Source organism: Streptomyces sp. SID8352 (assembly GCF_009862265.1).
Classification (GTDB): Bacteria; Actinomycetota; Actinomycetes; order Streptomycetales; family Streptomycetaceae; genus Streptomyces.
Genome location: NZ_WWGX01000022.1, coordinates 363132 through 376851, shown reverse-complemented (window position 1 = coordinate 376851; position 13720 = coordinate 363132). Strand labels below are relative to the sequence as shown.

The window sequence follows — 13720 nt, the reverse complement described above, 5'->3', positions numbered from 1 at the left end:
GACGCGTGCTCTTTGGACGAATTCCACTTCTCGACAACAACCAATCTACGGTGATCCATTCCCTGCCGCCAGCAAGGAAAGGCTGCGCTTACCTGCGGTTTTGTCGCCGGAAGGACGTCCATGGCCATGCTCGCACGCGAGTAGGACAGGGCGGACCGGACCCCTCCCGGACCGGTTCCCGCCGGGGCGACGGACACGGGACGGCACGGGGTCGCGGGGCGCCCGGGAGGGGACGTACGGAGGGGTGCGGGGCGGGCGGAGGGGCCGGATGAGCACCGGATGAGGCAGGACGGTGCGGGCGGAGCCGGGCGGTGCGGGCGGACCCCGGGTGCCGGACACCTCCGAGCCCCCGGACATCCGCGCCGTCACACCTCCGAGCCGCCTCCCGGCGCCCAAGGGCTCGGAGCCGAGGCTCGGGACCGGCGGGCCTGGGGCCCGGGGCCGGGGGCCCGGGACCAGGGGGCCTGGGGCCCGGGACCAGGCGGGACCGGAACCCGTGGCCGGACATGACGAGGGCGGCGGTGAAGACACCGCCGCCCGTACGCGCCCCGGCCGTCCGGCCGGGTGCCGGCTCAGCCCTTCTTGGCCGACCCGGCGCCGTTCCTCACGTCGCCGGAGTCCCCGGCGTCCCCGTCCCGAGCGTCGGGAATGTCCTCGGCGCCCTTCGCGGCCCCGGCGCTCCCGGGTCCGTCGGCGCCCTCGGCGGGCTCCGGGCCCTTCGCGTCCTTCGCGGGCTCCTCCTTCGCGGGCTCCGCGGCCTCGGCGGCGCCCTTCGCATCCGTCCCGGAGGCGTCCTTCGGGGCCTTGGCGTCCTCCGCCGCGCCGTCGGCCTTCTCCGCGCCCGGCTCGACCACGGCCTCCCGGCCCGGCCGCGTCCGGGCCGAGACCACCATGTAGACCACGGCCAGCAGGAACACGAGGAGCGCGGTCCAGTTGTTCAGCCGCAGGCCGAGGATGTGGTGGGCGTCGTCGACACGCATGTACTCGATCCAGAAGCGGCCCGCGCAGTACGAGGCGACGTACAGGGCGAAGGCCCTGCCGTGGCCGAGCGAGAAGCGCCGGTCGGCCCAGATGACGAGGAGCGCGACGCCCACGCACCACAGCGACTCGTACAGGAACGTCGGGTGGTAGGTGCCCGGCTCCCGGCCCCCGGCGGAAGAGGTGATCTTCAGCGCCCACGGCAGGTCGGTGGCCCGCCCGTACAGCTCCTGGTTGAACCAGTTGCCCCAGCGGCCGATGGCCTGGGCCAGGGCGATGCCGGGGGCGACGGCGTCGGCGTAGGCGGGCATCGGGATGCCCCGGCGCCGGGCGCCGATCCAGGCACCCAGCGCGCCGAGCGCGATGGCGCCCCAGATGCCGAGGCCGCCCTCCCAGACCTTGAAGGCGCCCACCCAGTCACGGCCCTCGCTGAAGTACAGCTCGTAGTCCGTGATCACGTGGTAGAGCCGGCCGCCGATCAGGCCGAAGGGAACGGCCCAGACCGCGATGTCGGCCACCGTGCCCGCCCGGCCGCCCCGGGCGATCCAGCGCCGGTTGCCGAGCCACACGGCCACGAAGACACCGATGATGATGCAGAACGCGTAGCCGCGCAGCGGAACGGGGCCGAGGTGCAGCACCCCGCTCGACGGGCTGGGAATGAAGGCAAGTTCCATGGCAAGGTCGACGCTACCGTGTCGGACGGGACCTGCGGCAAGACACCTCGGCTACGGGTCCGTAACGGGAGGGCGGATTCGTCCGCCCGCGCCCGGTCCTTCCTACTTGTGGGCCTTCCACGAGCCTACTTGTTCGCCTCCGCGACGCGCTGCTTCAGCTTGTCGGGGGTCATGCCGCCGTCCTGGTAGATGTTCTCGCCGTCCAGCAGGACCGTCGGGGTGCCGCTGAAGCCGCCCTTCTTGAACGCCTGGTTGGACTTGGCGACCCAGGCGTTGTGCGTGCCGTCCCGCACGCACTCCTGGAAGGCGGGGGTGTCCAGGCCGTCGACCTTGCCCGCCAGGGTGATCAGCCGGTCCTTGTCGGCGAAGGCGTCGTCGATCTCCGCGGGCTGGTTGTCGTAGAGCACGTCGTGGTACGGGGAGAACCTGCCGGCGTCCTGGGCGCAGGCCGCCGCGTTGGCCGCCTCGCGGGAGCCGGTGCCGCCCATGTTGCCGTCGATCAGCGTGGCCAGGTGGTACTCCACCTTGAGCTGCCCGGCGGCGGTCAGCTCGTGGATGGTGTCCCGGTAGGCCAGCTCGAAGGCCTTGCAGGCGGGGCAGCGGAAGTCCTCCCAGATGGTGAGCGTCGATCCGGCGCTCTCCTTCCCGGCGGGGATGGCGAGGCTGTCCTTGCCCCGGGCCCCGGAGGGCACCACGACCGGGCCGGCCGACTCGCCGCCGTCGTCCTTGCCCGCGTTGGCGGCGATCACCCCGATCACCGCCGCGAGCCCCAGGACGCCGACCACGCTCACGCCGACGATCAGGCCGCGCCGGCGCCGGTCCCTGGACTGCTGCTTCTGCCGCTCGGCCGCCATCCGCTCCCGGGCGGTGCGCTTTCCTCGGTTCTTCTCGCTCACACCCCGCAGAACGAACCGGGGAGGCGCAACGCGCCTCCCCGGCCCCAGGTCCACCCGTACGAGGGACCCATATGACATTCGGCCCGGTCCGCCGGGCCGCGCGTCGGGCGGCTACGCCCGGCCGCGGACGCCCTTGGCCAGATCGGCCGCGAGGGCGCGGACCTCCTCCAGCCCGGTCGCCGAGTCGGGGGCGTCCAGCATCCGCTTGACGAAGGCGGAGCCCACGATCACCCCGTCGGCGAAGCGGGCGACCTCGGCGGCCTGGACGGCGTCGGAGACGCCGAGGCCGACGCAGACCGGGGTGCCGGTGGTGGCGCGGGTGCGCCGCACCAGGTCCTCGGCCTGCGAGCTGACCGAGGTCCGGGTGCCGGTGACGCCCATCAGGGAGGCCGCGTAGACGAAGCCGCTGCCGACCGCGGTGATCTCCGCGAGCCGGGCGTCCTCGCTGCTGGGCGCCACCACGAAGACCGTGGCGAGCCCGTGCTTGTCGGCGTGCTCCCGCCACGACGCGGACTCCTGGACCGGCAGGTCGGGCAGGATGCACCCGGCGCCGCCCGCCTCGGCCAACTCGGCGGCGAAGCGCTCCACGCCGTAGCGGTCGACCGGGTTCCAGTAGGTCATGACGAGGATCGGCCGGCCGGTGGCCTCATGGGCCTCCTTGACGGTGCGCAGCACGTCGGCGATGCGCACCCCGCCGCGCAGGGCGATGTCGTCGGCGGTCTGGATGACCGGGCCGTCCAGGACCGGGTCGCTGTGCGGCAGCCCGATCTCGACGATGTCGGCGCCGCCCTCGATGACGGCCTTGGCCGCCTCGATGCCGCCGTCGACGGTGGGGAACCCGGCCGGGAGGTAGGCGATGAGGGCCGCGCGGCCCTCGGCCTTCGCGGCCGCGAGGGTCTCGTCCAGCAGTCGTACGTTCCCGCTCACTTCGCGTCCCCCTCGATCTCGGCGGTGCCCGCCCGGTCGGCGGCGACCTCGGCGTCGGTGTCGTACAGCCCGAAGTAGCGGGCGGCGGTGTCCATGTCCTTGTCGCCGCGGCCGGAGAGGTTGACGACGAGCAGCCCCTCCGGTCCCAGCTCCCGGCCGACCTCCAGGGCCCCGGCCAGCGCATGGGCGCTCTCGATGGCCGGGATGATGCCCTCGGTGCGCGACAGCAGGCGCAGGGCCTGCATGGCGGCGTCATCGGTGACCGCGCGGTACTCGCCGCGGCCGGAGTCCTTCAGGTACGAGTGCTCCGGGCCGATGCCCGGGTAGTCCAGGCCGGCCGAGATCGAGTACGGCTCGGTGATCTGGCCCTCGTCGTCCTGGAGGACGTAGGAGCGGGAGCCGTGCAGGATGCCGGGCTCCCCGGCGCTCAGGGTGGCGGCGTGCTCGCCGGTCTCCAGGCCGTGGCCCGCCGGTTCGCAGCCGATGAGGCGGACGCCCTCGTCGGGGATGAAGGCGTGGAAGAGGCCGATGGCGTTGGAGCCGCCGCCGACGCAGGCGACCGCGGCGTCGGGGAGCCGCCCGGCCCGCTCCAGGATCTGGCGGCGGGCCTCCACGCCGATGACGCGGTGGAAGTCGCGGACCATGGCCGGGAAGGGGTGCGGACCGGCGACGGTGCCGAACAGGTAGTGGGTCCGGTCGACGTTGGCGACCCAGTCGCGGAACGCCTCGTTGATCGCGTCCTTGAGGGTGCGGCTGCCGGACTTCACGGCGATGACCTCGGCGCCGAGCATGCGCATCCGGGCCACGTTGAGCGCCTGGCGCCGGGTGTCGACCTCGCCCATGTAGATGGTGCACTCGAGGCCGAACAGGGCGCAGGCGGTGGCGGTGGCCACACCGTGCTGGCCCGCGCCGGTCTCGGCGATGACGCGGGTCTTGCCCATCCGCCGGGTGAGCAGGGCCTGGCCCAGCACGTTGTTGATCTTGTGCGAGCCGGTGTGGTTCAGGTCCTCGCGCTTGAGGAAGATCCGGGCGCCGCCCGCCTCGGCGGCGAAGCGGGGGACCTCGGTGAGGGCGGAGGGCCGCCCGGTGTAGTGGGCGAGCAGGTCGTCGAGCTCACGGGCGAACTCGGGGTCGGCCTTGGCCTTGTCGTACTCGACGGCGACCTCGTCCACGGCGGCCACCAGGGCCTCCGGGATGAACTTGCCGCCGTAGGCGCCGAAGTAGCCCTGGGGGCTGGGGACCTGACCCTCGGGGTCGGGGATGAAGAAGGAGCTGGGCATGCGAGAGCCTCACGGTGGTCTGGTGGGTGGGCACTGTGCGCCGCGGGGTGGGGGCGTCCGGCCGCGCGGCCCGTCGGCGCCCGATGGCACCCGACAGCCGCGCGGCTCAGTGGCGGCCCGCGCCCCTCAGGGGGCGCGGTGCCATCGCATCCCGTTCACCTGGCCGGGCTCGTCCCCGATCACATAGCGCACCCGGCGCCCGTGGACCCGGCGCGCGGGGGCGCGGCAGCCGCGCGGGCGGCAGCCGCGCGCCAGGCGCGCGTAGGGGTCCCTGGACGCGGGAACGGGCCGGGGAGCGGTCATCGGGGACTGCCGGCCGGGGTCAGCCGCGGCCGTGCCGCAGGGCCGGGTGCTCGCCGGCGGCCACCAGGTCGGAGACGGCGGTCCGGGGGTCGCGGCCGGTGACCAGGGACTCCCCGACGAGGACGGCGTCGGCGCCCTCGTTGGCGTAGGCGATGAGGTCGTGCGGGCCGCGGACGCCGGACTCCGCGACGCGGACGATGCCGGCCGGGATCTCGGGGGCGACGCGCTCGAAGGTGCCGCGGTCGACCTCCAGCGTCTTCAGGTTGCGCGCGTTGACGCCGATGACCTTGGCCCCGGCGTCGACGGCCCGCTCGACCTCCTCCTCGTCGTGGACCTCGACGAGGGGGGTGAGCCCGATGGATCCGGCGCGCTCGATCAGCGACTCCAGGGCGGGCTGCTCCAGGGCGGCGACGATCAGCAGGGCCAGGTCGGCGCCGTGCGCGCGGGCCTCCCAGAGCTGGTACGAGGTGACGATGAAGTCCTTGCGCAGGACGGGGATGTCCACCCGGGCGCGGACGGCGTCCAGGTCGGCCAGCGAGCCGCCGAAGCGGCGCTGCTCGGTGAGGACGGAGATGACGGCCGCGCCGCCCGCCTCGTAGTCGGCGGCGAGCCCCGCCGGGTCCGCGATGGCGGCCAGCGCGCCCTTGGAGGGGCTGGAGCGCTTGACCTCGCAGATGACCTTGACCCCGTCGCCGCGCAGGGCGCTCACACCGTCCCGCGCGGGCCTGGCCCGGGCCGCGCGCTCCTTGAGCTCGTCGAGGCTGACGCGCGCCTGCCGCTCGGCGAGGTCGGCACGGACTCCGTCGATGATCTCGTCGAGCACACTCACGCGAGAGGCCCCTTTCGGACGGCGGAACGTTCGGTCACTGAGATGGTATCCGCAGCGGGGCGCGGGGCCCGCATCCGGCCACCGCCGGTCCCACAAGGTGGACATCGGGCGGTCCGTCAAGGGGTCAGCCAGCCACCGAGGGGCAGGTTCCGGACGATGGTGAAGGCCAGCAGCAGGGAACCCAGGGTCCAGAGCAGCACGGGGCCCGGGGAGAAGGCCGAGCGGCGGCCCCGGGCGGCGCGCACCGTCCAGAGGGTCCAGAGCACGGCGAAGGCCGCGTAGCCGAGGACGGCGGGCGCGTTGGCGTGCAGGGCGGCGGGCAGGTCCCCGTGGGCGACGGCGTGGGCGCTGCGCAGTCCGCCGCAGCCGGGGCAGTACAGGCCGGTGAGGCGCAGCAGGGGGCAGACGGGGTAGTGGCCGGGCTCGTTCGGGTCGACGGCCGCCACATAGGTGAAGGCCCCGGCGACGGCCGCGAGCACGGCGGTGGGCACGGCGAGGCGCCCGGCGACGGCCCGGGGACCGGAGGCGGGACGGTGGCCGGAGACGGCGCGAGGCCCGGGTCCGGCGGGTGGCGCGGCGGGCCCGGCCGACGGGTGCCGGGGGGCCGGGTCGGGCGGCGGCTTCGGGAGGGTCTCGGCATCCACGGTCCGCATTCTGCCCGGCACGGCGGGGGCCCGCACGGGGGCGCCGGGCGGGAGAGCGCGGCACCCCGGGCGCGGCACGAAGGGGCGCGACGCCGGGCGCGGGCACGACGGCGACGATCCCCGCGGGCCGGGAACGCGCGGGGGGCGGGTGGCACCCGGGTGCCACCCGCCCCCCGTGGAGGCGTTCCGCCGTCGTGCGGCGCCCGCCCTCAGGCGCCGGCCGCGGCGCGGCTCTCGGCGATGCTGCGCGAGGGGTCGACGTGCTTCGGCTGGCCGAGGCCCATCAGCTTCATGACGCCGCCCACGACACCACCCACGAGGGTGACGCCGATGCCCGCCCAGAAGCCCACGGGCTGCGCCATCACCATGAACATGCCCGCGACGCAGAAACCGATGAAGGCGATGATGACGCCGGTCCAGGCGGCCGGGGTGTGACCGTGGCTGCTGCCCGCCATTGCTTGCTCCTCGTTGCTGTGTACGTGTCTGAGCAGGACGCTCGCGCTCATTGTCCCGCACGGGCGGGCGTGGCGTGATCGGGGGTCCACCGCCCGGTGGGCGCGTCCCCCGTACGGGTGCCAAGGACGGGCCGGTCAGGCCCCGGTCGGGTCCTCGCCGCGGTCGAGCGCCTTCCAGAGGTCCTCGGGGCGGTCCGGGTCGACCGGGCGCTCCCGGCGGCGCGGGCGGGGCGTGCCGTCGCGCTCGTAGCGGCCGGACATCGCGGGCCACAGCCGCCCGTAGCGCAGCGCGAGCAGCCCGGCGAGCAGGAGCAGGAGCCCGCCGGCGGCGGCCGCGTAGGGCCAGGCGGTGTGGGTGAGGGCGTCCACGGTGGCCGAGGTGTCGCCCGCCGCCCGGACCGCCTTGTCGTCCAGGGCGGAGCTGTCCAGGGCACCGGCGACGGCCGCGGCGACGGTGCCCGCGCCGCACAGCGCGAGCAGCCCGGCGACCGCGAGGCGCCCGGCGCCGCGGACGGCGAAGACGGCGACGAGCGCGGCGAGGCCGACTATGGCGAGCGCCGCGGGGACGCCCGTGACGTCGCTCCCCCTGGCGGTCAGCGGGAAGGCTCCGCCGGCCACCGTCGCGGTGCCCTCGGACCATTCCTGGCGGGTGGCGAGCAGGGCGACGGCGGCGCCGAGCGCGCCGCTCAGCAGGGCGAGGGCGAGGCTGCGGCGGCCGTGGGACCTGCCGGGACCGGCGTCGGGGGTGCGGGGGTGAGGAACAGCAGTCACGTACTCCACTATCACCCGGGCCCCGGGTGCCGCGGCACCCGGGGTTCACGATCGGAGGGTGAGAAGTCCCCCATCGGAGGCCTCCGGCGGCGGTTTCCGGCCACACCCGGGACGCGCGCACGCCCAGGGCGACGCGCGGGCACGGCCCCGGGCCGGACGGAGGACCCCCGCGCCCCCGTCCCGCCACGGTCGGCGGCGGCCGTGGCGGCCGCCGTCAGCCGCCGAGGCGGTTGGCCGTGTGGACGGCGCGCAGCACGGCCGCCGCCTTGTTGCGGCACTCGGTGTCCTCGGCGACCGGGTCGGAGTCCGCCACGACGCCCGCGCCCGCCTGGACGTAGGCGGTGCCGTCGCGCAGCAGGGCGGTGCGGATGGCGATGGCGGTGTCCGAGTCGCCCGCGAAGTCGAGGTAGCCGACGGCGCCGCCGTAGAGGCCCCGGCGGGAGGGTTCGAGTTCGTCGATGATCTGCAGGGCGCGCGGCTTGGGGGCGCCGGAGAGGGTGCCGGCCGGGAAGCAGGCGGTGAGCACGTCGAAGGCGGTGCGGCCGGGCGCGACCTGCCCGGTCACCGTGGAGACGATGTGCATGACGTGCGAGTACCGCTCGACGGACATGAAGTCGACGACCTCGACGGAGCCGGGCTCGCAGACCCGTCCGAGGTCGTTGCGGCCCAGGTCGACGAGCATCAGGTGCTCGGCGCGCTCCTTGGGGTCGGCGAGCAGTTCCTCGGCCAGCGCCTGGTCCTCCCCGGGGGTGGCGCCGCGGTGGCGGGTGCCGGCGATGGGGTGCAGCAGGGCCCGGCCGGCCTCCACCTTGACCAGGGCCTCGGGCGAGGAGCCGACGATGTCGAAGCCGTCGAGGCGCAGCAGGTACATGTACGGGGACGGGTTGGTGGCGCGCAGGACCCGGTAGACGTCGAGGGCGCTCGCGGTGCAGGGCGTCTCGAACCGCTGGGAGGGGACGACCTGGAAGGCCTCGCCCGCGCGGATGCGCTCCTTGATGTCCTCGACGGCCGCCTGGTATTCGGTGCCGCCCCAGAGGGCGGTGTACTCGGGCAGTTCGGAGGGGGGCAGCGCGGCCGGGGGCTGGGCCACGGCGCGGCCGAGGTCGGCCTGCATGGCGTCCAGGCGGGCCACCGCGCCCGCGTAGGCCTCGTCGACGCCGGTGTCCAGGTCGTTGTGGTTGATCGCGTTGGCGATCAGCCAGACCGAGCCCTCCCAGTGGTCCATCACGGCGAGGTCGCTGGTGAGCAGCATGGTCAGCTCGGGCAGCCGCAGGTCGTCGCGCTCGCCGGGGCCGATCTTCTCCAGGCGGCGGACGATGTCGTAGCCGAGGTAGCCGACCATGCCGCCGGTGAAGGGCGGCAGGCCGAGGTCCTCGGCGAGGTCGCGGGGGGTGTGCAGGGCCTCGATGGTGGCGCGGAGCGCGCCGAGGGGGTCGCCCGCGGCGGGGACGCCGACCGGCGGGGTGCCCTCCCAGTGGGCCAGGCCGTCCCGCTCGGTGAGGGTGGCGTCGCTGCGGACGCCGATGAAGGAGAAACGGGACCAGGAGCGCCCTCCCCCGGTGCTGAACTCCTGGGAGGCCCCCCCGTCCGCGGACTCCAGGAGGAAGGTGCCGGGGCGTTCGGCGGCGAGCTTGCGGTAGAGGGCGACCGGGGTGTCGCCGTCGGCGAGGAGCTTGCGGGTGACCGGCACGACGCGGCGGTCGGCGGCGAGCCTGCGGAAGGTCTCGAGGTCCATGACGTCCATGGCCGCAGACCCTACTGATCCGCCACGGGCGCGTCGCCACCCGTTCCGTCGCCGAGGAGCACATCGGCGTCGAAGCAGGTGCGGGCCCCGGTGTGGCAGGCGGCGCCGGTCTGGTCGACCTTGACGAGGACGGTGTCGGCGTCGCAGTCCAGGGCGACGGACCTGACCCGCTGGACGTGTCCGGAGGTGTCCCCCTTGACCCAGTACTCGCCGCGGCTGCGGGACCAGTAGGTGCAGCGGCCGGTGGTCAGGGTGCGGTGCAGCGCCTCGTCGTCCATCCAGCCGAGCATCAGCACCTCCCCGGTGTCGTACTGCTGGGCGATGGCCGGGAGGAGTCCGTCGGGGCTGCGCTTGAGGCGGGCGGCGATCTCCGGGGCGAGCGGGCTGGGCCCCCGGGGCGGGCTGCTGGTCATGCGTCCATTGTGCCGCGCGCGGGAGGCCGGTCCCGGCCGTGTCCGGTGGGCGGACCGGGGGCGCGGCCGTAGGCTGACGGCATGTCGACATTCGCCAAGCGTGAGCGGCTGCTGCTGGCCGACCTGCTGGAGACCGCCGGTCCGGACGCCCCCACCCTGTGCGAGGGGTGGGTGACGCGGGATCTGGCGGCGCACGTCGTGGTGCGCGAGCGGCGGCCGGACGCCGCCGGGGGCGTGCTGATCAAGCCGCTGGCGGGCCGGCTGGAGAAGGTGTCCCGGGAGTACGGGGAGAAGCCGTACGAGGAGCTGATCGGCCTGATCCGCTCCGGGCCGCCGAAGTTCTCGCCGTTCACGCTGAAACAGGTCGACGAGGCGGCGAACACGGTGGAGTTCTACGTGCACGCCGAGGACGTCCGCCGGGCGCAGCCGGAGTGGTCGTCGCGCGAGCTGGACCCGGTGTTCCAGGACGCCCTGTGGGCCCGGCTGGAGCGCACCGCCCGGCTGGTGGCCCGGGACGCCCCGACGGGGCTGGTGCTGCGCCGTCCGGACGGGCGGACGGTGGTGGCCCACCGGGGCACGCCGGTGGTGACGGTCACGGGCGAGCCCTCCGAGCTGCTGATGTTCGCCTTCGGGCGGCAGGACGCGGCGAAGGTGGCGCTGGACGGCGACGAGGACGCGATCACCCGGCTGCACGAGGCGAAACAGCTCGGCCTCTGAGGCCGCCGCGCCCCGGACGCCGCCGCGCGCGCCGGCGGCGCTCCCCCTGCGGGCCGGGCCGTCCCGGGCCGGAACACGGCCGGGGGTCCGGGCCGCCCGTGCGGTGGCCGGGACCGGGTGCCCGGCGCAGGAGCGACCGGTCCCGGGCGCCCGGGAGGGTCCGGCGCCCGTCCGACGGCCCCCGTCCGCCGCACGACGCTCCGCACGCACTCGCGCCGCGCCTGCCCCGGGTACGCCCGGCGAGGGCCCGGGACCATGCGCGCCGAGCGCAGGCTCCCGACGCCGCGCGGCCGCCCCGCGGGCGACGACGGCGACTGCCGGACGGCGCCTAGCGGACCGGGTGGCCCGCCGACCGCAGGGCGTCCTTGACCTCGCCGATGCGCAGGTCCCCGAAGTGGAAGACGGAGGCGGCCAGCACCGCGTCCGCGCCCGCCCCGACGGCCGGGGAGAAGTCCGCGAGCCGCCCCGCGCCGCCGGAGGCGATGACGGGGACGGAGACATGGCGGCGGACCGCCGCGATCATCTCCAGGTCGTAGCCGTCCTTGGTGCCGTCCGCGTCCATCGAGTTGAGCAGGATCTCCCCCGCGCCCAGCTCCGCCGCCCGGTGCGCCCACTCGACCGCGTCGGTGCCGGTGCCGCGCCGTCCGCCGTGGGTGGTGACCTCGAAGCCGCCGGAGGGGGTGCGGCGGGCGTCCACGGACAGGACCAGCACCTGGCGGCCGAAGCGCTCCGCGATCTCGCGGATCAGCTCGGGCCGGGCGATGGCCGCGGTGTTGACGCCCACCTTGTCGGCGCCGGCCCGCAGCAGCCGGTCGACGTCGTCCGCGGTGCGCACCCCGCCGCCGACGGTCAGCGGGATGAACACCTGCTCGGCGGTGCGGCGCACCACGTCGTAGGTCGTCTCGCGGTCGCCGGACGAGGCGGTGATGTCCAGGAACGTCAGCTCGTCGGCGCCCTCGGCGTCGTACACCTTGGCCATCTCGACGGGGTCGCCCGCGTCGCGCAGGTTCTGGAAGTTGACGCCCTTGACGACCCGGCCGCCGTCCACGTCCAGGCAGGGGATGACTCGGACCGCCAGGGTCATGAATCCACGGCTCCTCTAGTGCCTCGTGCTGTGCTGTTACCGCTGCTACCGGGCCCGCGCGGGGCCCTCCGCGCCGGGCGGCGCGGTCCCTCCCGCGTAGGCCTCCAGTTCCACCGAGACCAGGATGCGGGAGTCGACGAAGCCCTCCACGACCAGGAAGGTCGCGGCCGGGCGCACGGAGCCGAACAGCTCCCGGTGGGCCCGGCCCACCGCGTCGACGTCGCGCGCGTGGGCCAGGTGGACGCGGGTGAGGATCACGGACCCGATGCCGAGCCCGAACTCCCCGATCGCGTCCAGGGCGGCGGCGAAGGCCGCCCCGGCCTGCTCGTAGGGGTCGCCCTCGCCGTGCAGCACCCCGTCCCGGAAGGCGGTGGTGCCGCCGACGACGACCCGGTCGCCCGCCGCGACGGCCCGCGCGCAGCCGAAGGACTCCTCCCAGGGACTTCCGCTGTGCACGCGCCGTACGCCGGACGTCATGACGACACTGCCTCCAGGGCCTCTTCCAGGGTGAACGCCTTCGCGTAGAGGGCCTTCCCGACGATGGCGCCCTCGACACCCAGCGGGACGAGCCCGGTGAGCGCGCGCAGGTCGTCCAGCGAGGAGACGCCGCCGGAGGCGACGACCGGGCGGTCGGTGGCCGCGCAGACGTTCCTCAGCAGCTCCAGGTTGGGCCCCAGGAGGGTGCCGTCCTTGGCGATGTCGGTGACGACGTACCGGGCGCAGCCCTCACCGTCGAGGCGGGCCAGCGTCTCGTAGAGGTCGCCGCCGTCGCGGGTCCAGCCGCGCCCGCGCAGGGTGGTGCCGCGCACGTCGAGGCCGACGGCGATCCGGTCGCCGTACTCGGCGATGACCCTGGCGACCCACTCGGGGGTCTCCAGGGCGGCGGTGCCGAGGTTGACGCGGGTGCAGCCGGTGGCGAGGGCGGCGGCCAGGGTGTCGTCGTCGCGGATGCCTCCGGACAGCTCGACCTTGATGTCCATGACCTTGGTGACCTCGGCGATCAGCTCGCGGTTGTCACCGGTGCCGAAGGCGGCGTCCAGGTCGACCAGGTGCAGCCACTCGGCGCCGGAGCGCTGCCAGGCGAGGGCCGCGTCCAGGGGGGCGCCGTAGGAGGTCTCGGTGCCGGACTCGCCGTGCACGAGGCGGACGGCCTGCCCGTCGCGGACGTCGACGGCGGGAAGGAGTTCGAGCGTGCTCATCTACAGGGTCTCGATCCAGTTGGTGAGGAGCTGGGCTCCGGCGTCGCCGGACTTCTCGGGGTGGAACTGGGTGGCCCACAGCGCGCCGTTCTCGACGGCGGCCACGAACGGTTCGCCGTGGGTGGACCAGCTCACCCTGGGCGCGGTGAAGGCGGGGTCGCGCGGCTGGAGGGTCCACTCGTGGACGGCGTAGGAGTGCACGAAGTAGTACCGGGCACCGGCGTCCAGCCCGGCGAAGAGCTGGGAGCCGGGGGCGGCCTCGACGGTGTTCCAGCCCATGTGGGGCACGACCGGGGCGCGCAGCGGGGCGACGGTGCCGGGCCACTCGTCCAGGCCGTCGGCCTCGACGCCGTGCTCGATGCCGCGGGCGAACAGGATCTGCATGCCGACGCAGATGCCCATGACCGGGCGGCCGCCGGAGAGGCGGCGGTCGACGATCCAGTCGCCGCGCGCGGCCCGCAGGCCCTCCATGCACGCGGCGAAGGCGCCGACGCCCGGCACCAGCAGGCCGTCGGCGTTCATCGCCGCGTCGAAGTCACGGGTGATCTCGACCTCGGCTCCCGCGCGCGCCAGGGCCCGTTCGGCGGAGCGCACGTTGCCGAAGCCGTAGTCGAAGACGACGACCCGCTTGGCGGCGGGGCTCAATTCCACACCTCCAGGCGCATCACGCCCGAGACGAGGCACATCGCGGCGCCGATGGAGAGCAGCACGATGAGGCTGGTGGGCATCTTCTGCTTGACGAAGGAGATGATGCCGCCGAGGAAGAACAGTCCGACGACGATCAGGACGGTGGCGGTACCGCTCAT

16 protein-coding genes are annotated in these 13720 nt (G+C 74.8%); 1 reads left to right on the top strand and 15 read right to left on the bottom strand.

Annotated features, from left to right (window positions below):
• Nucleotides 1-572 precede the first annotated feature (572 nt).
• The 10 genes from lgt to hisI form a co-directional block, all read right to left on the bottom strand.
• Nucleotides 573-1652, bottom strand: a complete 1080-nt coding sequence (gene lgt / locus GTY84_RS07015; RefSeq protein WP_161225220.1) for a prolipoprotein diacylglyceryl transferase — start codon at nucleotides 1650-1652, stop codon at nucleotides 573-575.
• 125 nt (nucleotides 1653-1777) lie between these two features.
• Nucleotides 1778-2548: a thioredoxin domain-containing protein gene (locus tag GTY84_RS07010; protein ID WP_161225219.1), complete on the bottom strand. Its 771-nt coding sequence runs from the start codon at nucleotides 2546-2548 to the stop codon at nucleotides 1778-1780.
• 111 nt (nucleotides 2549-2659) lie between these two features.
• Entirely contained in the window at nucleotides 2660-3475 is an 816-nt protein-coding gene (gene trpA / locus GTY84_RS07005) for a tryptophan synthase subunit alpha (RefSeq protein ID WP_161225218.1), read from the bottom strand.
• A complete protein-coding gene (gene trpB, locus GTY84_RS07000) occupies nucleotides 3472-4755 on the bottom strand; it encodes a tryptophan synthase subunit beta (protein ID WP_161225217.1) in 1284 nt (427 codons plus the stop codon). The genes trpA and trpB overlap by 4 nt, the downstream gene beginning before the upstream one ends.
• Before the next feature lie 322 nt (nucleotides 4756-5077).
• The gene (gene trpC / locus GTY84_RS06995) at nucleotides 5078-5887 is read right to left on the bottom strand and encodes an indole-3-glycerol phosphate synthase TrpC (protein WP_161225216.1); all 810 of its coding nucleotides are present in this window, start codon (nucleotides 5885-5887) and stop codon (nucleotides 5078-5080) included.
• Between the two features lie 116 nt (nucleotides 5888-6003).
• Nucleotides 6004-6540 (bottom strand): DUF2752 domain-containing protein, encoded by a 537-nt coding sequence (locus tag GTY84_RS06990; protein WP_161225215.1) that lies wholly within the window; start codon nucleotides 6538-6540, stop codon nucleotides 6004-6006.
• Nucleotides 6541-6740: 200 nt separating this feature from the next.
• The gene (locus GTY84_RS06985; RefSeq protein ID WP_161225410.1) at nucleotides 6741-6986 is read right to left on the bottom strand and encodes an HGxxPAAW family protein; all 246 of its coding nucleotides are present in this window, start codon (nucleotides 6984-6986) and stop codon (nucleotides 6741-6743) included.
• Between the two features lie 135 nt (nucleotides 6987-7121).
• Nucleotides 7122-7766 carry a TIGR02234 family membrane protein gene (locus GTY84_RS06980; protein WP_161225409.1) on the bottom strand — a complete coding sequence of 215 codons (645 nt, stop codon included), beginning with the start codon at nucleotides 7764-7766 and terminating at the stop codon, nucleotides 7122-7124.
• Between the two features lie 205 nt (nucleotides 7767-7971).
• Nucleotides 7972-9492: an anthranilate synthase component I gene (locus GTY84_RS06975; protein ID WP_161225408.1), complete on the bottom strand. Its 1521-nt coding sequence runs from the start codon at nucleotides 9490-9492 to the stop codon at nucleotides 7972-7974.
• A 20-nt stretch (nucleotides 9493-9512) separates the two neighbouring features.
• Nucleotides 9513-9914 carry a phosphoribosyl-AMP cyclohydrolase gene (hisI, locus tag GTY84_RS06970; protein WP_161225214.1) on the bottom strand — a complete coding sequence of 134 codons (402 nt, stop codon included), beginning with the start codon at nucleotides 9912-9914 and terminating at the stop codon, nucleotides 9513-9515.
• Between the two features lie 81 nt (nucleotides 9915-9995).
• On the opposite strand from hisI, the gene GTY84_RS06965 reads away from it, so the two are divergent.
• Entirely contained in the window at nucleotides 9996-10631 is a 636-nt protein-coding gene (locus GTY84_RS06965) for a TIGR03085 family metal-binding protein (protein ID WP_161225213.1), read from the top strand.
• A gap of 328 nt (nucleotides 10632-10959) precedes the next feature.
• Here the strand turns inward: GTY84_RS06965 and hisF are convergent, their stop codons facing one another.
• The 5 genes from hisF to GTY84_RS32890 are packed head-to-tail and all read right to left on the bottom strand — an operon-like array spanning nucleotide 10960 to nucleotide 13720.
• On the bottom strand, nucleotides 10960-11715 hold the full coding sequence (hisF, locus tag GTY84_RS06960; protein WP_161225212.1) for an imidazole glycerol phosphate synthase subunit HisF: 756 nt from the start codon (nucleotides 11713-11715) through the stop codon (nucleotides 10960-10962).
• A 45-nt stretch (nucleotides 11716-11760) separates the two neighbouring features.
• The gene (locus GTY84_RS06955) at nucleotides 11761-12192 is read right to left on the bottom strand and encodes a Rid family hydrolase (protein WP_161225211.1); all 432 of its coding nucleotides are present in this window, start codon (nucleotides 12190-12192) and stop codon (nucleotides 11761-11763) included.
• The gene (gene priA, locus GTY84_RS06950; RefSeq protein ID WP_161225210.1) at nucleotides 12189-12914 is read right to left on the bottom strand and encodes a bifunctional 1-(5-phosphoribosyl)-5-((5-phosphoribosylamino)methylideneamino)imidazole-4-carboxamide isomerase/phosphoribosylanthranilate isomerase PriA; all 726 of its coding nucleotides are present in this window, start codon (nucleotides 12912-12914) and stop codon (nucleotides 12189-12191) included. Before priA ends, GTY84_RS06955 begins: the two co-directional genes overlap by 4 nt.
• Nucleotides 12915-13565: an imidazole glycerol phosphate synthase subunit HisH gene (hisH, locus tag GTY84_RS06945; protein ID WP_161225209.1), complete on the bottom strand. Its 651-nt coding sequence runs from the start codon at nucleotides 13563-13565 to the stop codon at nucleotides 12915-12917.
• Complete coding sequence (locus GTY84_RS32890) at nucleotides 13556-13720, bottom strand: hypothetical protein (RefSeq protein WP_202549996.1); 165 nt, start codon at nucleotides 13718-13720, stop codon at nucleotides 13556-13558. The genes hisH and GTY84_RS32890 overlap by 10 nt, the downstream gene beginning before the upstream one ends.

What these genes read in the sequence shown, in the direction of transcription:
- lgt (WP_161225220.1), bottom strand. Translation starts at nt 1,652, where the DNA reads ATGGAACTTGCCTTCATTCCCAGCCCGTCGAGCGGGGTGCTGCACCTC.
- trpB (WP_161225217.1), bottom strand. Translation starts at nt 4,755, where the DNA reads ATGCCCAGCTCCTTCTTCATCCCCGACCCCGAGGGTCAGGTCCCCAGC.
- GTY84_RS06990 (WP_161225215.1), bottom strand. Translation starts at nt 6,540, where the DNA reads ATGCGGACCGTGGATGCCGAGACCCTCCCGAAGCCGCCGCCCGACCCG.
- GTY84_RS06985 (WP_161225410.1), bottom strand. Translation starts at nt 6,986, where the DNA reads ATGGCGGGCAGCAGCCACGGTCACACCCCGGCCGCCTGGACCGGCGTC.
- GTY84_RS06975 (WP_161225408.1), bottom strand. Translation starts at nt 9,492, where the DNA reads ATGGACCTCGAGACCTTCCGCAGGCTCGCCGCCGACCGCCGCGTCGTG.
- hisI (WP_161225214.1), bottom strand. Translation starts at nt 9,914, where the DNA reads ATGACCAGCAGCCCGCCCCGGGGGCCCAGCCCGCTCGCCCCGGAGATC.
- GTY84_RS06965 (WP_161225213.1), top strand. Translation starts at nt 9,996, where the DNA reads ATGTCGACATTCGCCAAGCGTGAGCGGCTGCTGCTGGCCGACCTGCTG.
- hisF (WP_161225212.1), bottom strand. Translation starts at nt 11,715, where the DNA reads ATGACCCTGGCGGTCCGAGTCATCCCCTGCCTGGACGTGGACGGCGGC.
- GTY84_RS06955 (WP_161225211.1), bottom strand. Translation starts at nt 12,192, where the DNA reads ATGACGTCCGGCGTACGGCGCGTGCACAGCGGAAGTCCCTGGGAGGAG.
- priA (WP_161225210.1), bottom strand. Translation starts at nt 12,914, where the DNA reads ATGAGCACGCTCGAACTCCTTCCCGCCGTCGACGTCCGCGACGGGCAG.
- GTY84_RS32890 (WP_202549996.1), bottom strand. Translation starts at nt 13,720, where the DNA reads ATGAGCGGTACCGCCACCGTCCTGATCGTCGTCGGACTGTTCTTCCTC.